Origin of the sequence: Streptomyces sp. NPDC001848 (assembly GCF_042891915.1) — a bacterium.
Classification (GTDB): domain Bacteria; phylum Actinomycetota; class Actinomycetes; order Streptomycetales; family Streptomycetaceae; genus Streptomyces.
This window is the reverse complement of sequence record NZ_JBIATP010000007.1, coordinates 326,885-346,059: the sequence shown is the minus strand read 5'-3', so window position 1 is coordinate 346,059 and position 19,175 is coordinate 326,885. Positions and strand designations below refer to the sequence as shown.

Sequence of the window (19,175 nt, the reverse complement as noted above, 5' to 3'; positions counted from 1 at the left end):
GCATGAGCCTCCGCTCCCGTATCACCGCCCCCGACGACGGGGGACCCGCCCGCGAGGACGGACACCTCGTCGCGGTCTACCGCGCCAAGCTCCTGGAGGAGATCGACCTCGCCGAGATGTCGGGCCTCGCCACCGCCGAACGCCGGGTCCGGCTCGAACGCGTCCTCGGGCACATCATCAGCCGCGAGGGCCCGGTCCTGTCCTCCGCCGAGCGCTCCCAGCTGATCCGCCGGGTCGTCGACGAGGCCCTGGGCCTCGGCGTCCTCGAACCGCTCCTCGCCGACGCGTCCATCACCGAGATCATGGTCAACGGCCCCGACTCGATCTTCGTGGAGCGGGCGGGTCGCGTCGAACAGCTTCCGCTCCGCTTCGCCTCCGCCGAGCAGCTGATGCAGACGATCGAACGCATCGTCTCCACCGTCAACCGCCGCGTCGACGAGTCGAACCCGATGGTCGACGCCCGCCTGCCCACCGGTGAGCGCGTCAACGTCATCATCCCGCCGCTGGCCCTGACCGGCCCGACCCTCACCATCCGCCGCTTCCCGCGCGTCTACACGCTCCCGGAACTCATCGGACTCGGATCACTCGACGAGCAGATGCTGATGCTGCTCGCCGCGTTCGTCCGTGCCCGCTTCAATCTGATCGTCAGCGGCGGCACGGGCTCGGGAAAGACGACCCTGCTCAACGCGCTCTCCGGGCTCATCCCCGCCCAGGAGCGCATCATCACCATCGAGGACTCCGCCGAACTCCAGCTCCAGCAGGAGCATGTGATCCGCCTGGAGTCCCGGCCGCCGAACGTCGAGGGCAAGGGCCGGATCACCATCCGCGACCTGGTCCGCAACAGCCTCCGCATGCGCCCCGACCGAATCATCGTCGGTGAGGTCCGCGGCGGTGAGACCCTGGACATGCTCCAGGCGATGTCGACGGGCCACGACGGCTCCCTCGCCACCGTCCACGCCAACTCGGCGGAGGACGCGTTGATGCGGCTGCAGACCCTCGGCTCGATGTCGGAGGTCCTCATCCCCTTCGAGGCGCTGAAGGACCAGATCAACTCCGCCGTCGACGTGGTCGTGCAGCTCGCCCGCTACGCCGACGGCTCCCGCAAGGTCGTGGAGATCGCGCTGGTCGTCTCGCACGGCCGGGAACAGTTCCGCGTCGCCACCGTGTCGCGTTTCGTGCCCGAGCCCCTCGGCCCCGACCGGATCGTGCGGGGTCGCTTCGAGCACCTCCCGCTGCCCCGGCCGGTCACCGAGAAGCTGTACGGCGCGGGCGAACCGCTTCCGCCGGCCTTCGGTGTCGCGGACGCCCTCGACGTACTGAACACGCGGCAGGCCATCGGATGACCCCGCCCACCTCAGGAGCCGGCCGTGAACGATCCCGCCCACCCCAGGAGCCGGTCATGAACGACCCCGCCCACCTCAGGAGCCGGCCGTGAACGACCTCGCCCACCCCAGGAGCCGGCCGTGAACGATCCCGCCCTCCTCGCCCTCGGTGCCACCGTCCTCACCGGCGCGCTCGCCGTCGCGGGCGTGCACGCGTACGCCTCCGGCCGCGCCCAGCGCCGGGCGCTCGTCGACCGGCTCTCCGGCGCTGCGGGCGGCCCCATCCGCACGGCGACGGGCCGCGTACGGCGCTTCGGGGCCGTGGACCGGCGGCTGCGCCGCACCCGCCTCGGCCGCGCCCTCCAGATGCGTCTCTCCGCGACGGGACTCGACCTGACGGCGGGGGAGTTCTTCACCTACGTCACCGCCGTCGTCGTGGCGTTGTGGCTGATCGCGGCGTCCACCCTCGCCCCGTTCTTCGGCCCGATCGCCGGGCTGGTCGGCGTCTGGAGCGCGGCCATCTTCCTCAACTGGCAGCGGCAGAAACGCATCGAGGCGTTCATCAACCAGCTCCCCGACGTGGCCCGCCTGCTGGCCAACGCCACGGCCGCCGGACTCGCCCTGCGCACCGCGCTCGCCATGGCGGCGGAGGAGCTGGAGGCCCCGGCGGGTGAGGAACTGGCCCGGGTCGCCGACCAGCTGTCGCTGGGCCGCTCGGTCGACGACGCCCTGGACGAACTCGCCGAACGCCTCCCGTCGCGCGAGCTGATCGTCCTCGTCACCACGCTCGTCCTGGCCAACAAGGCGGGCGGCTCGGTGGTCAGCTCGCTGCGCAACCTCACCCAGACCCTGGAGGACCGCAAGGAGACCCGGCGCGAGGTCCGCACGATGCTCTCCGAGGTCAACGCGACGGCCTTCACGGTCCCGATGCTCGGCCTGGGTTCGCTGATCCTGGTCAACTCCTCGAACGAGGGCGCCCTGGCCCGCGTCACCGGCTCCCCGCTCGGTCAGGTCCTGGTCCTGCTCTCCCTCGGCCTCTACACCATCGGCTTCTTCGTCATCCGCCGCCTCGGCAAGATCGAAGTGTGAGGGGGAGAACTCGATGCTTCCGCTGTTCCTCGCCCTGTTGATGGCGGTCTCTGTCGCAGGCGTCCTCCTCGGCATCCGGATGATCCGCGCGGACGCGAAACTGCCGAGCGACCTCGCGCTCGCCCTGGAGGTCGGCGCCACCCGGGTCTCCAAGGCGGGCTCGGCGGTCGACCGCCTCGGCATGCGCTTCGCCCCGCTCGTGCTGCGCCTGATGGGCCCGCGCCGCGTCGACGCCAAACGCCGCCGCATCGACATGGCGGGCAACCCCGGCGGCCTCACCCTGAACCGGTACGCCGCACGCCGCGCGGTCTACGGCATCTTCGGCCTGGTCCTGGGACTGATGTTCCTCACGAACGGCCAACTGCTCTTCGCCGCCCTGACGTTCGCCTTCGGCCTGTTCGCCGCCGACGCCCTGATCTGGCAGGCCGTCCGGGAGCGCAAGGACGTCATCGACCGCACCCTGCCGGACTTCCTGGACGTCCTCGCGGTCGTCGTCTCGGCGGGCCTCGGCTTCCGGCAGGCCCTCGATCGGGTCGCCGAGAAGTACGAGGGCCCCTGGGCGGACGAACTGCGCATCACCCTACGCCAGATGGACATGGGCGTCAGCCGCCGCCAAGCCTTCGACGAGCTCCGCCGGCGCAACTCCTCCGAACAGGTCGCCCAGTTCGTGTCGGCGCTGCAACAGGGCGAGGAGCTGGGCTCCCCGATCGCCGAGACCCTGATCCAGCTGGCCACGGACATGCGCCGCACGGACGCCCAGAACGCCCGCCGCCGCGCCGCCAAGACGATCCCCAAGGCCACGCTGGTCACCCTGGTCTTCATGCTCCCCGCGACGATGATCCTCATCGCCACGGGGATGTTCCTGGGCTCGGGCACGGACTTCGGATCGATTCTGGGACGATGACGATGAGCCGCACGGGCCACCCCGCCCCCGGGTACCTGGAGGACGACGCCCCCGCTCCCGCCGGCGTCCGCCTCCAGCTCGGCGCGCTCCAGGCGCTGTGCCGCCAGACCATGGCCGTACGCCTCGCCCTCATCGTGATCGGCACACCGTTCGCCCTGGCCAACACGCCGGGAGACGGTCCCCGTCTCGCCGCCGTCGCGGCAGCCGTCCTCGGCGTCACGGCCTCGTACGCGGTGCTCCGTGACTGGGACCGAGTGGGCCCATGCCTCCTCGCCCACCCCACTCTGATGGCGCTGGACCTGCTCTTCGTCGCCACGCTGCTGCTGACCGCATCCCCCGCCTCCCCCCTCGCGTACGCCACGGTCTGCACGCCTTTGCTGTCCGGGCTGCTCTACGGCTGGCGCGGCGCGGGCGTCCTCACGGGCCTGCAACTGGCGGTGGTCCTGTCGGTGTTCCGCGCCTGGGAACACCATCCCGGCGCCGGTACCAGCACTCTCCTCGTCGCCGGTTTCTGCGTCGCCGCCGGCATCATCGGGGTGACCCTGCGCAACCTGATGTTCCGTTTCGGCGCGGCGAGCGAGGCGCTGTCCCAGGCAAACGCCCGCCTGGCGGCGGCGGAGGCGGTCGATTCCGAACGCGCCCGCCTGGCCAGGGAGATGCACGACTCGGTGGCGAAGACTCTGCACGGCCTGGCCCTGGCGGCGGAGGCTCTGGCCGCCTCGGCGGACCGCGGCGACCCGGACACGCTCAAGCGCCAGGCCACGCTCGTCGCCGGGGCCGCACGCAGGGCGGCGGCGGAGTCCCGCCACCTGCTGTCGGACCTGCGCCGTCGTACGGACGTCACGACGCCTCGCCCGGACCTGGCGACCGAACTCACGGTGCTGATGGAAGACTTCGCACACCGCACCGGCACGACGGTGGCCCTGAGCAAGCCGGACGCTCCCCTGCCCCTGCCGTGCACGACCGCGCACCACGTCCTGGCGATCGTCTCGGAGGCGCTGGAGAACACGCACCGCCACGCCCACGCGACCCGGGTACGGATCGAACTCGCGGCGCCGTCGCCCGGGAACGCGACGCTGGACCTACGGGTGGGAGACGACGGCGTCGGCCTGCCCCCGTCCGCCACGCCCGAGAACCTGGCGAAAACCGGCCACTTCGGCCTGCTCGGCATGACGGAACGCGCCGCCTCCCTCGGCGGACGCCTCCACCTGTCCCGCTCACCGCTGGGCGGCGCGGAGATCCACCTGCACGTCCCCCTCCCGACGACCGCTTCCCGCACCCCCCAAGAGGAGGCCGCACATGCCTGACCTGCCTGACCAGGCACATCCCGGCCCGCCCCTGCGCGTCCTCGTGGCCGACGACAACCCGGTCGTCCGGGCGGGCCTGACCGCCCTGCTGTCCACACACCACGACATCGAGGTGGTGGCGGAGGCGGCGGACGGCACCCAGGCCGTCGCCCTCGCGGCTCGACACGGCCCGGACATCGTCCTCTTGGACCATCGCATGCCGGGCACGGACGGCCTGACGGCACTGCCGCGACTGGCCGCCCGCGCCCCGGTGATGATGCTGACGTACAGCACAGAACCCGAGGTGGTGGCGGAGGCACTGCGCCGCGGGGCGTCGGGCTACCTGGTCCACGGGGAGTTCACGGTCGCGGAGCTGATCGCGGCCGTGCGGGGCCTGAGGGAGGGCCGGCGGACGGTGTCCCCGTGCGCTGTCCGGTCCTCGCTCGGCGTTTCCTACGAAGAGAAGGAAGTCTCTTCGCGCCTGCAACCGGTTATGACACAGTCGTCGGGGGTTCCGCCCGCCCGGGTGGGGGGTCTCCGGCGCCGTGCCGCGGGATGGCCGGCCTTCGGGCTGAGTTCAAGGGAGGTGGAGGTCATGGACCTCATAGCGGCCGGTATGAACAACCGGCAGATCGCCGCCGCCTGCTTCATCAGCGAGAAGACGGTCAAGAACCACATCAACCGCATCTTCACGAAGCTGCACAGTTCGTCGCGGAGCGAAGCGATTGCTCGTTGGCTGGGGACGGCTCGGGAGGGGTGGAGCGGATGAGCGCGCCACCGGGCGGAAGTTGGGTCCCTGGGCCCACGAAGAGTGAGGGCTGTTTCACCTACGGTGTTTCGGTTGACGGTTGCCGCATCGCGTGGGAGGGCAGGGGCCGTGATGAGCAGGGTGAGGCGCGGGGTCGGTGCGTGGGGGCGGGCCGTGGGGGCTCGGATGCGGGGGGCTGGGCGGGATGCGGGGGCGGGGTTTGTGGAGTATGCGGGTCTGATGATCATCGTTGCCGCCATCTTCACCATGGTCCACGGTTTGGGTCTGGACAACCTCATCTCGCAGGCGATTTTGCGCGCCGTGAACAACGTCACCGGCGGCTGACCCTCACTCAGCGGCTGAACGACCGTGGCCAGACCCTCCCCATCTACATCTGGTTGACCGGAACCCTGCTGTTCGTGGCGTTCGCCTTCTTCGCCTTCGCTCAGGCAGCGTCCACCCGCAATGGGGCTCAGTCCGCTGCGGACGCCGCCGCTCTGGCAGCGGCCCAGGATGCCCGGGACCAGCTGATGGACCGTCTCGGGGTCGCTGTGGGCCAGGACGACGACTGGCTGACCTGGCTGAGCGGTCGACTGACAGTTGACGATGGACCCACCGCCGCCGCGCAGCGATTGGCTGCTGAGAACGACTCGGTCGTCGAGGGCGGAGCCCAGCAGGTGACCAGGGACGGCCACCCGGGATTCCAGGTGGCTGTGCAGACGAACTACACGGTGGGCAATTCGGTCATTCCCGGCACGGAGGGCATGCATGCGAGGGCCCATGCCATCGCTGTCATTCAACCGCGCTGCGACTTCGATCCGAACGCGGATCCCAAGAAACCCGTGCAACTGAACTGCGACGGCCAGATGGTCAACATCGACCCCGGACACTTCCATACGGGCGACCTCCCTGACGCGTCCGTGCTGTTCTCTGTGCATCTGGTCGAGTGAGAGGAAGCCGTACTGATGGAATTTCGGCACACCAGGAAGCGGCGTTGGGCCCTCGGCGCGGTCGCCATCACGACCGGGCTGCTCCTTACGGTGGCCGGTTGTGGTGGGGGAGGCGACAAGAAGTCGGACAAGGATGCCACGACTTCGACCGCTCCCACTCGGGCCGGCAGCGGTCGCAAGGAGTCGCAGGCGCCCCCAACGGACCAGGTGCTCGCCGAGGTCAAAGGGGAGAACGGGCTGACGCTCACGGTTACCTCCGCCAAGCGCGAAAACGGCGGCTTCATAACGGTCGAGGGGACGGTCACGAATAACACTGGCAGCCCCTGGGTCGGAGGTGACTGGCGTGGCGACGAGCAGGAACTGGCCAGGAATGGCGGGTCCATCGCGGGTGCCAGCCTGATCGATCAGAAGGGCAAGAAGAAGTACCTCATCTTGCGTGACACCTCGGGACGTTGTCTCTGCACGCAATTCAGCGGCGGAGTCAAGGACGGCGCGTCCTCCCAGTGGTTCGCCCAGTTCCCCGCCCCGCCGGAAGGCACGAACCAGGTCGACTTCCAGGTCGGTTCCATGCCTCCTGCCTCCATCGAACTCTCCGAGGGGTGACCGACCCATGCGCCGCCCCCTCCGACCGGCCACTGCGCTCACGCTCCTCACGGCCCTCACGCTGGCCGGTGGCCCCCCCGCCTCCGCCGACGACACCCCCAGCGCACCCCCCGGCACCGTAACCACCCCCCTACCCCCCTCCATCGACCCCACCAGCCCGGGCCTGAAGCTCGCCGACGGAGCCACTCTCGCGCCCGCCAAGGTGCTGGACATCAAGTCCGTCGTGGAGGACCTCGGTGGTGAGGAGCGGCGGGAGGACACCAACGCGAGCGTCACGTTCGCGCTTCAGGCGGAGGTGCTGTTCCCCAAGGACAGCTCCAAACTGAACCCGGAGGCGCGCTCCCGTATCGACGCGATCGCGGACGAGGCCAAGAAGCAGAACGCGACCACCGTCCGCGTCTTCGGCTTCACGGACAACCTCGGCACCTACGCCCACGGCCTGGTCCTGTCCAAACAGCGCGCGGAGGCGGTCCACGACCTACTGGCCGCCCGCCTCGGCGGCAACGTCACCTTCGAGGTGCGCGGCTACAGCGAGGACTACCCGATCGCGGACAACTCCACGGAGGAGGGCCGCCGCAAGAACCGCCGGGTGGAGGTGTCGTTCCCGAGGGGAGGCGCGGCGGGCGCCGGCACGTCGGGCGACGGCGGCGCGGCGATTTCCGGCGGCTGACACGTCCGGCAGGCCGCCCTCGTGGCAACAAAGGGAATCCCGTGATTCCGTAGGAATCAAGTAAGAGGGCAAGTTGTCGGTAAGTGTGGTTTTTCTTTGAACGGTCTCGGGCCCTTGCTCGTATTCATGGTCATCAAGAACACCCTGAGTACCCACTGAGAAAGGGCGACAGACCATGGCATTCGACAAGCTGATGCTGGGCAAGAAGGCCAAGAAGAAGGAAGTCGGCTGCGCGGCCAAGGAGGGGCACAAGAAGCACCACCACAAGAAGCACCGCAAGCACAAGAAGGCCGCCAAGTAATAGGGCCGGGTAACCGGGCCACATAAAAGGACCCGCGCAGCCTGGCCCCGCCGGGATCCGTCCGTCTCGTCCACGGCGGGCGGATCCCGGCGTGCCGGCGGGTCGGACCGGGCAGCGCCCAGGGAGCAACGGCCACGCCATGAGTACCGCGAGTACCGCCGCACAGATCACCGTTCCGGTCACCGAACCGGGCGCCTCCGCGCGGATTCGTCACGCGCGGATCTCCCCCTCCGCCGCGTTCCGCAAGTTCTGGCCGCTGGTGCGGATCAACCGTGCCGCCGTCCTCGCGTCCGCGCTGCTGCTGGTGGTGTCCGCCGGGTGCGACACGGCCGCCATCGGCATCGTCGGACGGCTCACCGACGACGCCCTCGCTCCCGGCGACCTCGGTGCCTTCTGGGGGCCCGCCGCCCTGTGGCTGGGGCTCGCCACGGTGGGCGCGGTGGCGTCCTCCGTGGGAAGCTACCTGGCGGGCTGGACCGGCGAACACTTCCTGCTCGGTCTGCGCGACCGCGTCTTCCGGCACTTGCAGCAGCTGCCCCCGGACTCCCTGGACCGGTATGGGACCGGTGACCTGGTCTCCCGTCTCACCGGTGACATCGAAGCCGTGGAGCAGCTGGTGGCTTCCGCTCCGGTCGAACTGATCACCTCCGCCGTCGGTGCCCTCGTCTTCGCCGTCGCCGCGTTCTGGACCAGCTGGCAACTGGCCCTGATCACCCTGGTCGTCGCGCCGCTGATCTGGGTGGGCGCCCGGGTGTTCGGCGCCCTCATGCGCACCGCGAGCCGCGCCGAACGGGACAGCAACGGGCGGCTCGCCTCCCTCCTGGAGGAAAGCCTCGCCAACATGCCCCTGGTGCAGGCGTACGGCCGGCAACCGGCCGAACGCGCCAAGGTGCACCGCGAGGGCCGGGTCTGGATGCGCGCGGGCCTGCGGCAGATCCGTCTGACCGCCGTGTACGGGCCGCTCGGCGAACTCCTCGAGACGGTCAGCGTGTTGGCCGTGATCGGCGCCGGTGCCTGGCAGATCTCGGAGCACCACCTCACCGTCGGCGGCCTGCTCTCCTTCGCCGCGTATCTCGGCTACCTCCACCCGCGGCTGCAGGAACTCGGCGAACTGCTGGTCAGTGCCTCCTCCGCCACCGCCGCCTCGGAACGCCTCCTGGAGGTGCTGCGTACCCCGGCGGTCCGCGAACCCGACCGAGGCCCTGAAGTCCCGCCACTTCCCGAACCCGTCCGTGGCGCCGTCACCTTCCAGGGCGTCGGCTTCTCCTACCCCGGCCCCGGCCGCCCCGTACTGCACGACGTCGACCTGGACATCGCCCCCGGCGCGCTGGTGGCGGTCACCGGACCCAGCGGAGCCGGCAAGTCCACCCTGGGCAAGCTGCTGCTCCGTTTCCACGAGCCCACCCGCGGCCGCATCCTGCTCGACGGCCGGGACATCGCCGGCCTCGCGGTGGACGAACTGCGCCGACACATCACCCTGTTGCCTCAGGACAGCATGCTGTTCGACGGCACCGTCCGGGAGAACATCGCCTACGGCCGGCCCGACGCCTCGGAGGCGGAAGTCCTTGCCGCCGCCTCGGCCGCCGACACCCACGCGTTCATCAGCGCCCTGCCCGAGGGCTACGACACCCCCGTCGGCAAGCGCGGCAACAACCTCTCCGGCGGCCAGCGCCGCAGGATCGCCCTGGCCCGGGCCATGCTCCGCACCGCGCCCGTGCTGATCCTCGACGAGCCGACGGCAGGCCTCGACGACGCCTCCACCGCGCGCGTCATGGAACCGCTGCGGCGCCTCACGGCAGGCCGCACCACCTTCCTCATCACCCACGACCTGCGCCTGGCCGCGCAGGCCGACCTGGTCCTCCACGTGTCCGACGGCACCGCCACCCTCAGCACCCCGGACCGCCCCCGACGGCCGGAGCCGCCCGAATCCGGTGACGGTCTTCCGTGATGGAGGCGTCTGTGCTGGGTACCGTGGGCGCCGGTGCCGGTCGGACGTCGGTGAGGTGGGCATGAGGAAAGTCGTCCTGATGATGTCGGTGTCCCTCGACGGCTGTATGGAGGGCCCGAACCGCGAGATCGACTGGCATCTCGTCGACGACGAACTCCACCAGCACTTCAATGACGTCCTCAAAGAAATGGGCGCCTTTCTCGACGGGCGCGTCACCTATCAGCTCATGGCCGACTACTGGCCCACCGCCGACCGGGCCCCCGACGCGCCAGCCCCCGTCGTGGAGTTCGCACGGATCTGGCGGAACATGCCGAAGGTGGTGTTCTCCCGCACCCTCCGGCACGCCGGCTGGCACACCACCATCGTCCGGGACGTGGTCGTCGACGACATCCTCGCGCTCAAGGCCCAGGACGGCGGCGACCTCGCGCTCGGCGGCGCCGAACTGGCCGCCGAGTTCCTGCGGCACGACCTCGTCGACGAGTTCCGCTTGTACGTCCACCCGGTCCTCCTCGGCCGCGGCAGACGACTGTTCCCGGAGGGCGACGCGCTCACCCCCCTCCGGCTGATCGACTCCCGCCGGTTCGGCAACGGTGTCGTACTCCTGCACTACGCGCGCCCGGAAGCGGCGGCCGGTAAAGGTGTTGCCCCGCAGGCAGGCACTGGGTAGGAAGACCGCATGACTGGACTCGGCGCTGTGTTCCGGCCCCAACTGCCCCCGGAGCGACTGCGGGCGATCGCCCGGCTCGCGGAGGAGGCAGGGCTCGAAGAGCTGTGGCTGTGGGAGGACTGCTTCCTGGAAGGGGGAATCTCCACCGCGTCCGCCGCACTCGCCTGGACGGATCGGCTGCGCGTGGGCGTAGGACTGCTGCCCGTCCCGCTCAGGAACGTCGCCCTCACCGCGATGGAGGCGGCCACGCTCGATCGTATGTTCCCCGGGCGCGCGGCTCTCTGCGTCGGCCACGGCGTCCAGAGTTGGATGGGACAGGTCGGCGCCCGCGTCGAGTCGCCCGTGACCCTGCTGCGGGAGTACCTGGACGCACTGCGTGCCCTGCTGCGCGGCGAGCGGGTCACCACGGGCGGGCGGTACGTGAAGCTGGACGGCGTCGCCCTGGACTGGCCACCGGCCCAGGCCGTCCACGTCCTCGCCGGGGTCACCGGTCCACGCTCGCTGCGGCTGTCCGGTGAGGCGGCGGACGGCACGCTCCTCACCGCCGCCACGTCACCGGACGGCGTACGAGCGGCCCGTGGGCTCATCGAGGAGGGGCGCGAGGCGGCCGGTCGCACCGAGCCCCACCCCGTTGTCGTCTACCTCCGCGCCACCACCGGCCCGGACGCCGCCGCCCGGCTGCGCGCCGAGATCGAGCGGGAGGGAGGGGCGGACCATGGTGTGGCGGGAGACGCGGGCACGGTCGCCAAGGCCGTTCAGCAGCTCGCGGACGCGGGCGCCGACACTGTGATCCTGCAGCCGACCGGCGACGAGCCGGATCCGGAGGGGTTCGTGCGGTTCGTGGCCGAGGAGGTACGGCCGCTGGTGCCGTAGGCCGGCCGGGTACGGGGCCGGTCCGTAATTCGGTCGCGTCCGCTTTCGTGGCGCTGGGAAGATCGCGGTATGCCCACCCACCGTTCGTTCGGAGAGCTCGTCCGCGAGGCCGTCGAGGCTCCCGTCGAGGGCTGGGACTTCTCCTGGTTCGAGGGACGGGCCACCGAGGAGCGGCCCCCGTGGGGATACGCCCGGTCGATGGCGCGGCGGCTCGTTCGCGCGGCCGCCGCGCTCGACGTGCAGACCGGGGGAGGAGAGGTCCTGGCCTCCGCGCCGACGCTCCCGCCGGTCACCGTCGCCACCGAGGGGTGGCCGCCGAACGTCGCCAAGGCCACCGCCGTGCTGCATCCGCGCGGCGCCGTGGTCGTCGCCTCCCCCGAGGAGGCGCCACTGCCGTTCGCGGACGCCGCGTTCGACCTGGTCACCAGTCGGCACCCGGTGCGGACGTACTGGGGGGAGATCGCGCGTGTGCTGCGCCCCGGCGGCATGTACTTCTCGCAGCAGGTCGGCCCGGCGAGCGCTTTCGAGGTCGTCGAGTACTTCCTCGGACCGCAGCCGGAAGGGGTACGCGCCGGACGCGATCCGCGGCGGGCGCGCGCCGAGGCCGAAGCGGCCGGACTCGACGTCGTCGGTCTGCGGGAGGCCCGGCTGCGCATGGAGTTCCATGACATCGGGGCCGTCGTGCACTTCCTGCGCAAGGTGATCTGGATGGTGCCGGACTTCACGGTCGAGCGGTACGAGGACCGGTTGCGGTCCCTGCACGAGCGGATCGCTGCGGAGGGGCCGTTCGTCGCGCACAGCACGCGGTTCCTGATCGAGGCGCGTAAGCCGGCGGGGTAGGGGCGTAGGGGGCCGGGCGCGAAGAATCGGCGGGGATTTCCGTATCGTCATGGGTCCCGAACGGCGATTCGTACGCCGCGTCTGATCCCCCAACGCCCCATAGCCCCGGCCTCCGCCTCCAGGACGTGTCGGGCGCGTGGGCGGGGGAGGCCGATGCGGCCCGGGGGCATCGTCCGTACCGCCATCACCCGGAACGTCCGGTCGAGGTAGGCCACGTCGATCGGAAACCGCATTCCCAGGGTGTGCACCGCGCTCGCCGGGCTCAGCAGCAGCGCGCCGTCGATGCGGTCGCGCCCGAGCAGGCCGCGCCGCCGGGCGCGTGCGGACCGTGCGACCTCCAGGGGCACCGGATGGGGCATCTCCGGTGTGGTGAGCATGGGCATGACTGCGAACGTAGCGTCGGCGTCAAGCGGGGGCTTCTGCCGCGGGTCACTCGGGCGGAGTATGGCGGGACATGTCGTCATGCGGCCCACAAGAAGCCCTGGACCCCTTGGATCCCTCTGGTTTCGGCCGGATTCCCCGGGGATTCGCCGGGTTTCGGCCATGGCCGGGCCCTGAATGAGCGGTTCCGGGGTCATCGGGGTGTTGCTGGGCGGTTTCGGAGAGTAGTTGTTGCATGCCGATGCACGCCGCATCCCTTACGAAGGGTTATGGTGGAAGCCCCCCCTCGGGCCGGTCCGTCTCCCCCCCACGGACCGGCCCGTTTCCTTTCCGGCGGTGGGCAGGCCCTGAGCCGGTCACCACATGAAGGATCTTCGCCTCGCCGCTGCCACCCGTCCCTTGCCCGGGGGCTCCGCTCCCGGACTGAACGCGGCCAGGCCGACATCCCCCGGGACAGTGGTCACACCGCCCGAAATCCCCCCACCTCCGCCTCCTTTCCCACCCACGAACCCATACCATCCCGCTGACACCCGTTGGCCGCCCCCGCCCTCTCCGGCGGTAGGCTTCGGCTTCGGGGACCGCCATTTGACGGGGATCGCGCACGACCGCGCCTGTCTGAACCGCACGGAGGGGCTGACAATCACGTGAACCTGCGCGACAAGCTGCGCGGCCTGCTCGTCAGGCTGTACGCACGCCGGGTGGAAGGCCACCTGGACCACGCTCAGGTGCCCAAGCACATCGGCGTCATCATGGACGGCAACCGACGCTGGGCGAAGGCCGCGGGATCGACCACCGCGCAGGGGCACCAGGCCGGAGCCGACAAGATCGAGGAGTTCCTCGGCTGGTGCGCCGAGACGGACGTCGAGGTCGTCACCCTCTGGCTGCTGTCCACGGACAACTTCGACCGGCCCAAGGAGGAGCTGGTCCCGCTCCTGAAGATCATCGAGGACGTCGTCCGCTCCCTCGCCGCCGACGGCCGCTGGCGTGTGCACCACGTCGGCGCGCTCGACCTGCTGCCCGCGCAGATGCAGACCGCCCTGAAAGAGGCCGAGGAGGCCACCGCGCACGTCGACGGCATACTCGTCAACGTCGCCATCGGCTACGGCGGCCGTCAGGAGATCGCCGACGCCGTGCGCTCCATGCTCCTCGACGCCCACGAGAAGGGCACCTCGATGGAGGACCTCGCCGAGTCCGTCGACATCGACATGATCGGCCGGCACCTCTACACGAGTGACCAGCCCGACCCCGATCTGGTGATTCGTACGAGCGGTGAACAGCGTCTGTCCGGATTCATGCTGTGGCAGACGGCCCATTCCGAGTACTACTTCTGCGAGGTCTTCTGGCCGGCCTTCCGGAAGGTCGACTTCCTGCGCGCCCTGCGCGACTACGCGGCGCGGCACCGCCGCTACGGCGGCTGAACACCACCGCCCGACACATCCGGCCGCCGCTCACGCCACGCCGGGTGTCGCCGGGTGTCGCTCGGTCGGGGGATGGGATGTAACGAGGAGTTCACCGGGGCGCCGTCATATGCCGTGGCATGGTGGCGCGTGTTCGAGGGCATAAGCCAGACAGGTCGACACCCGAACCACGGGTGTCGTATCTCAGCGGACGGCACGGGGCCGTCCGCCCGGGAGGCCCTTTGCACCAGCCCGACCGTGCGGTCACAGCACGGACGCAGACGCGGAGGGCCGGTCCTCGGCCCGTGCATCGCGGCCGACGACCGGTCCAGCTCCGCCTCGTCGCTCCCCGACCTCATCCGAGGGGGTACGTCCTTCCGTGGTGACCAGCACAAAGCGCCCCAAGCCAGACCGGCGCACCTACGTTCTCGACACCAGCGTCCTGCTGGCCGACCCCAACGCCATGACCCGCTTCGAGGAACACGAGGTCGTGCTCCCGATCGTCGTGGTCACCGAGCTGGAAGCCAAGCGGCACCATCCCGAACTCGGCTATTTCGCCCGGCAGGCCCTGCGCCTGCTCGACGACTACCGTGTCCGGTACGGCCGGCTCGACGCCCCCATCCCGACCGGGGAACTCGGCGGAACGCTCCGGGTCGAGCTCAACCACTCCGACCCCAGCGTCCTGCCCACCGGCTACCGCCTCGGGGACAACGACTCGCGCATCCTCGCGGTCGCCCGCAACCTGCAGGCGGAGGGGTTCGACGTCACCGTCGTGTCGAAGGACCTGCCGCTTCGGATCAAGGCGTCCTCCGTCGGCCTCCTCGCCGAGGAGTACCGCGCGGAACTGGCCATCACGGACTCCTCCGGCTGGACCGGCATGGCGGAACTGAGCCTGTCCGCCGAACAGGTGGACATCCTCTTCGAAGAGGGGCACCTGTACGTGCCGGAGGCCGCCGACCTGCCCGTGCACACCGGCCTGACGATCCAGTCGGAGCGGGGCAAGGCGCTCGGCCGGGTCACCGCGGAGGGCAACGTCCGAGTGGTGCGCGGGGACCGGGAGGCGTTCGGCATCAAGGGGCGCAGCGCAGAGCAGCGGATCGCGCTCGACCTGCTGCTCGACCCGGACGTCGGGATCGTCTCGATGGGCGGGCGGGCCGGCACCGGCAAGTCGGCGCTCGCGCTGTGCGCGGGGCTGGAGGCCGTGCTGGAGCGGCGGCAGCACCAGAAGGTGATGGTCTTCCGCCCGCTGTACGCGGTGGGCGGGCAGGAGCTCGGCTATCTGCCGGGCACCGAGGCCGAGAAGATGAGCCCCTGGGCGCAGGCGGTCTTCGACACCCTCTCGGCGGTCACCACCCGCGAGGTCATCGAGGAGGTCACCGCGCGCGGCATGCTGGAGGTCCTCCCGCTCACCCACATCCGCGGCCGCTCGCTGCACGACGCGTTCGTGATCGTCGACGAGGCCCAGTCACTCGAACGGAATGTGTTGCTGACCGTTCTGTCCCGGATCGGTGCCAATTCGCGGGTCGTTCTGACCCATGATGTGGCGCAAAGGGACAATCTACGGGTCGGGCGCTATGACGGAGTTGTCGCCGTCGTGGAGAAACTGAAGGGGCATCCGCTCTTCGCGCATGTCACGCTCACCCGGTCCGAGAGGTCCCAGATCGCAGCCCTTGTGACCGAAATGCTTGAGGACGGGCAGATCTGACCCAAATGCCCAACAGGGGGCAGCTCCCTGTGAGTTGGCGCCGTCCGGCAAAGGCGTAGAGCCTAGCCGGGCGGCGTGGTCATGTGGGGGATATTCCGAGAACTCCGTGGTGCAAACGGGGTGTGAGCTTTCACACTCATCTCGGAATTGCAACGCGGTGCCGGGTTACGGCAGAGTCTCGTTCCTGTCAGGCCCCGCATACGACACAGCTGTACCCCCAGCGGTACTGCGCCACGTAGACCTCAACTGCATAGAGCCGTCGTATGCCGCCCGAGCACCAAGCGGCGCTCCCCGGCCGGGAGTTGCCCACCGGGCCCGTGCCTCCCGTGACCCCGCAGGTGGGAGGCCAGTGTCAGGGGCACGATTGCGTCCGCCAGGGTCACCGAAGCGGGCGATGCTGGAAGGAAACCGTGTGAGCCCGATCTCGGTCCGGGGATTCGCAGTGGCCTCGGCCACGGCGGTCACCGCTGTCGGAAGCGTCGTCGGAGTCGCCTCGGGCAGTACCGCCCAGACGAACGACGCCGAGGCGACCGCAGCCGACTCGACGCTCCTCGCCGACATACCCGCCGGTCAGCAGGCGCAGGTCCAAACCGCGTCGCTGACGCAGCAGGCCGACGCCCAGGCCGTCGCCGCCGACACGCTCGCCAAGAAGGACGCCGAGGAAGCGGCTCGCAAGCAGGCGGCCGCGGACGCGATCGCCAAGCAGAAGGCGGCGCAGCAGGCCGAAGAGGAAGCCAAGGCGCGCAAGGACGCGGAGGCCAAGGCCAGCCGCGCGAGCCGTGACGCCTCCAGCTTCCCGGTCCAGAGCTCGTACACCGTCGAGCAGATCCAGGCGATGGCGCGTCAGATGGTGGCGGCCGACCAGTTCCAGTGCTTCAGCAACATCGTGAACCACGAGTCCAGCTGGAACTACCAGGCGGTCAACGCCTCCTCCGGCGCCTACGGCCTGTTCCAGGCGCTGCCGGCCGGCAAGTACGCCTCCGCCGGCGCCGACTGGCAGACCAACCCGGCCACGCAGATCAAGTGGGGCCTCAACTACATGAACAGCCGCTACGGCAGCCCCTGCCAGGCCTGGTCCTTCTGGCAGGCCAACAGCTGGTACTGAGCCGCCGGTCCCGTCCGCGCGCGACGCTCAACCCTGCACAGCCTCTCACCGTCTATGGGTGAGGGGCTGCGGCCGTTCCAGGGACCGTCGCCCTCACCATGTACGGTCGGAACCGACGACTCCAGGGGGGAGTGGTGGGGAGCACCCGGGGAAGCGGGGGAAGAGGACGGATCATGTCGCAAGTGCCAGGGTGGCTCTCCCGGCTCGGCGCCGGACTGACCCAGATGGGGGAGCGGCTGGACGAACGCCGCGCGGAGGTCGAGAAGGAGCACGCCGAGCCCGGGCCGGCCCCTGCGGTGGACAACGTCCCGCCGCCCCCGGCGTACGCTCCCGCCGTGCAGCCGCAGCCGCAGCCGCGTCCGCATCCCGCGGAGGCGGTGCCGTGGGGCGTACGGGTCGCGGCGGAGGCGGGCTGGCGACTGCTCGTCCTCGCGGGCACCGTCTGGATCCTGATGCAGATCATCAGCACCGTGCAGCTGGTGGTGTTCGCGTTCGTGTGCGCGCTGCTCATCACGGCGCTGCTGCAGCCCACCGTGGCTCGACTGAGACGTCACGGCGTGCCGCGCGGCCCGGCGACCGCGCTGACCGCGATCCTCGGCTTCGTCATCATGGGCCTGATCGGCTGGTTCGTGACCTGGCAGGTCATGGAGAACATCGACTCGCTGTCCAACCAGATCCAGGACGGCATCGACGAGCTGCGCAAGTGGCTGCTGAACAGCCCCTTCCACGTCACGGACAAGCAGATCAACCAGATCGCCAAGAACCTGCGCGAGGCGATCGGCGCGAACGCCGACCAGATCACGTCGACGGGGCTGGAGGGCGTACAGGTCATCGTGGAGGCCCTGACCGGCATCCTCCTGACCATGTTCTCGACGCTGTTCCTGCTCTACGACGGCCGGCGCATCTGGGAGTGGACGCTGAAGCTGGTGCCGGCGGCGGCGCGGCCGGGGGTGGCCGGGGCGGGTCCGCGCGCCTGGCGCACCCTGACGGCGTACGTCCGGGGGACGGTGCTCGTGGCCCTCATCGACGCCATCTTCATCGGCCTAGGGATCTACTTCCTGAACGTCCCGATGGCCGTGCCGCTCGCGGTGTTCATCTTCCTGTTCTCCTTCATCCCCCTGGTGGGCGCGGTGGCCTCGGGCGCGCTGGCGGTCCTGGTGGCGCTGGTCACGCAGGGCGTCTTCACCGCGATCATGACGCTGATCGTGGTGCTGGCGGTCCAGCAGATCGAGGGCCACATCCTGCAGCCGTTCATCCTCGGCCGCGCGGTCCGGGTGCACCCCCTGGCGGTGGTGCTGTCGGTGACGGCCGGGGGGATGATCGCGGGGATCGGTGGTGCGGTGGTGGCGGTACCGCTGGTGGCGGTGACGAACACGGTGGTGGGCTACCTGCGGTCGTACGCGACCGCTCCAGCCGCACACCAACAGCCGACAGTGCCGCCCCCGTCGCAGGAGAGCACGGCCGTGGCATCCCCGACCCCGACGGAAGGACAGCCCGAGCCCGCGGGACCCGCAGAGAACAGGGACGACTGAGCCGAGCCCGCGGGGCCCGCCGAGGACAGGGACCGACTGAGCCGAGCCCGCGGGGCCCGCCGAGGACAGGGACCGACTGAGCCGAGCCCGCGGGCCCCACCGAGAACAGGGATGGCTGAGCCGTGCCCACCGCGGTCCGTGCGGCAGGGGGCTGGGGGCGGCAGCCCCCAGGGAGGGGTCCAGGGGGCGTAGTCCCCGGTGAGGGGAGCCCGGGGGCGGAGCCCCGGGGGATGGGACGGGTAGGGGCGGCGGGGGCGACGAACAGCCGGGCCCCGCCCACCACAAGGGTGAACGGGGCCCGAGCGGAGCGCTGCCGCGGACTACTCCGCGAGCACCGCCTCCGCGTCCAGCGTCACGCCGACCGCCTGGATCACAGACGCGATCTTGAAGGCCTCCTGGATGACCTCACGCTCCACCCCGGCCTTCCGCAGCACCTGCTCGTGCGAGTCCAGGCACATCCCGCAGCCATTGATCGCCGACACCGCGAACGACCACAGCTCGAAGTCGACCTTGTCGACCCCGGGGTTGCCGATGACGTTCATCCGCAGCCCCGCGCGCAGACTGCCGTACTCGTGGTCCGACAGCAGATGCCGCGTGCGGTAGAAGACGTTGTTCATCGCCATGACGGCCGCCGCGGACTTCGCCGCGGTGTACGCCTCCGGCGAGAGGTTCGCCTTCGCCTCCGGCTCCAGCTCGCGCAGCACGATCGCCGAGCGCGACGCGATCGCCGTCGCCAGCACCGTGCCCCACAGCTGCTGCGCCGGCAGCTCGGAGTTGCCGATGACCGAGCCCAGGTTGAGCTTCAGGTCCTTGGCGTAGTCCGGCAGGGCGGACTTCAGGGAGTCGAGGGACAT

The 19,175-nt window shown here is 70.3% G+C and carries 19 protein-coding genes; 17 read left to right on the top strand and 2 right to left on the bottom strand.

What is annotated here, in order from left to right:
- Window positions 1–2: 2 nt before the first annotated feature.
- The 13 genes from ACFYZJ_RS17025 (at window position 3) to ACFYZJ_RS16965 (ending at window position 12,201) form a co-directional block, all read left to right on the top strand.
- Window positions 3–1,343, top strand: a complete 1,341-nt coding sequence (locus tag ACFYZJ_RS17025) for a CpaF family protein (RefSeq protein ID WP_388568369.1) — start codon at window positions 3–5, stop codon at window positions 1,341–1,343.
- A gap of 120 nt (window positions 1,344–1,463) precedes the next feature.
- Complete coding sequence (locus ACFYZJ_RS17020; protein ID WP_388568367.1) at window positions 1,464–2,411, top strand: type II secretion system F family protein; 948 nt, start codon at window positions 1,464–1,466, stop codon at window positions 2,409–2,411.
- Window positions 2,412–2,424: 13 nt separating this feature from the next.
- Window positions 2,425–3,315 carry a DUF5936 domain-containing protein gene (locus ACFYZJ_RS17015; RefSeq protein ID WP_388568365.1) on the top strand — a complete coding sequence of 297 codons (891 nt, stop codon included), beginning with the start codon at window positions 2,425–2,427 and terminating at the stop codon, window positions 3,313–3,315.
- The gene (locus tag ACFYZJ_RS17010; protein WP_388568361.1) at window positions 3,312–4,622 is read left to right on the top strand and encodes a sensor histidine kinase; all 1,311 of its coding nucleotides are present in this window, start codon (window positions 3,312–3,314) and stop codon (window positions 4,620–4,622) included. Before ACFYZJ_RS17015 ends, ACFYZJ_RS17010 begins: the two co-directional genes overlap by 4 nt.
- Window positions 4,615–5,370 (top strand): response regulator, encoded by a 756-nt coding sequence (locus ACFYZJ_RS17005; protein ID WP_388568359.1) that lies wholly within the window; start codon window positions 4,615–4,617, stop codon window positions 5,368–5,370. The genes ACFYZJ_RS17010 and ACFYZJ_RS17005 overlap by 8 nt, the downstream gene beginning before the upstream one ends.
- A gap of 320 nt (window positions 5,371–5,690) precedes the next feature.
- Window positions 5,691–6,299 (top strand): pilus assembly protein TadG-related protein, encoded by a 609-nt coding sequence (locus ACFYZJ_RS17000; protein ID WP_388568608.1) that lies wholly within the window; start codon window positions 5,691–5,693, stop codon window positions 6,297–6,299.
- 15 nt (window positions 6,300–6,314) lie between these two features.
- Window positions 6,315–6,902 carry a hypothetical protein gene (locus ACFYZJ_RS16995; RefSeq protein WP_388568357.1) on the top strand — a complete coding sequence of 196 codons (588 nt, stop codon included), beginning with the start codon at window positions 6,315–6,317 and terminating at the stop codon, window positions 6,900–6,902.
- 7 nt (window positions 6,903–6,909) lie between these two features.
- Complete coding sequence (locus ACFYZJ_RS16990; RefSeq protein WP_388568355.1) at window positions 6,910–7,572, top strand: OmpA family protein; 663 nt, start codon at window positions 6,910–6,912, stop codon at window positions 7,570–7,572.
- A gap of 175 nt (window positions 7,573–7,747) precedes the next feature.
- Window positions 7,748–7,873: a hypothetical protein gene (locus ACFYZJ_RS16985; RefSeq protein ID WP_388568353.1), complete on the top strand. Its 126-nt coding sequence runs from the start codon at window positions 7,748–7,750 to the stop codon at window positions 7,871–7,873.
- Between the two features lie 139 nt (window positions 7,874–8,012).
- Complete coding sequence (locus tag ACFYZJ_RS16980; RefSeq protein WP_388568351.1) at window positions 8,013–9,821, top strand: ABC transporter ATP-binding protein; 1,809 nt, start codon at window positions 8,013–8,015, stop codon at window positions 9,819–9,821.
- 61 nt (window positions 9,822–9,882) lie between these two features.
- Complete coding sequence (locus ACFYZJ_RS16975; RefSeq protein WP_388568349.1) at window positions 9,883–10,488, top strand: dihydrofolate reductase family protein; 606 nt, start codon at window positions 9,883–9,885, stop codon at window positions 10,486–10,488.
- A 9-nt stretch (window positions 10,489–10,497) separates the two neighbouring features.
- Complete coding sequence (locus ACFYZJ_RS16970; protein ID WP_388568346.1) at window positions 10,498–11,361, top strand: LLM class flavin-dependent oxidoreductase; 864 nt, start codon at window positions 10,498–10,500, stop codon at window positions 11,359–11,361.
- Window positions 11,362–11,430: 69 nt separating this feature from the next.
- Entirely contained in the window at window positions 11,431–12,201 is a 771-nt protein-coding gene (locus ACFYZJ_RS16965) for a class I SAM-dependent methyltransferase (RefSeq protein ID WP_388568343.1), read from the top strand.
- A 47-nt stretch (window positions 12,202–12,248) separates the two neighbouring features.
- On the opposite strand, the gene ACFYZJ_RS16960 is transcribed toward ACFYZJ_RS16965, so the two are convergent.
- Entirely contained in the window at window positions 12,249–12,584 is a 336-nt protein-coding gene (locus tag ACFYZJ_RS16960) for a DUF192 domain-containing protein (protein ID WP_388568341.1), read from the bottom strand.
- Between the two features lie 642 nt (window positions 12,585–13,226).
- Here ACFYZJ_RS16960 and ACFYZJ_RS16955 point away from each other — a divergent pair.
- The 4 genes from ACFYZJ_RS16955 (at window position 13,227) to ACFYZJ_RS16940 (ending at window position 18,321) form a co-directional block, all read left to right on the top strand.
- Window positions 13,227–14,000, top strand: a complete 774-nt coding sequence (locus tag ACFYZJ_RS16955; RefSeq protein WP_388568338.1) for an isoprenyl transferase — start codon at window positions 13,227–13,229, stop codon at window positions 13,998–14,000.
- A 358-nt stretch (window positions 14,001–14,358) separates the two neighbouring features.
- Window positions 14,359–15,684, top strand: coding sequence for a PhoH family protein (locus ACFYZJ_RS16950; RefSeq protein WP_388568335.1), 1,326 nt, complete (start codon window positions 14,359–14,361; stop codon window positions 15,682–15,684).
- Between the two features lie 394 nt (window positions 15,685–16,078).
- The gene (locus ACFYZJ_RS16945) at window positions 16,079–16,789 is read left to right on the top strand and encodes a transglycosylase SLT domain-containing protein (protein WP_388568332.1); all 711 of its coding nucleotides are present in this window, start codon (window positions 16,079–16,081) and stop codon (window positions 16,787–16,789) included.
- A gap of 173 nt (window positions 16,790–16,962) precedes the next feature.
- Window positions 16,963–18,321, top strand: coding sequence for an AI-2E family transporter (locus ACFYZJ_RS16940; RefSeq protein ID WP_388568329.1), 1,359 nt, complete (start codon window positions 16,963–16,965; stop codon window positions 18,319–18,321).
- A gap of 320 nt (window positions 18,322–18,641) precedes the next feature.
- On the opposite strand, the gene ACFYZJ_RS16935 is transcribed toward ACFYZJ_RS16940, so the two are convergent.
- A complete protein-coding gene (locus ACFYZJ_RS16935) occupies window positions 18,642–19,175 on the bottom strand; it encodes an alkyl hydroperoxide reductase (protein WP_388568327.1) in 534 nt (177 codons plus the stop codon).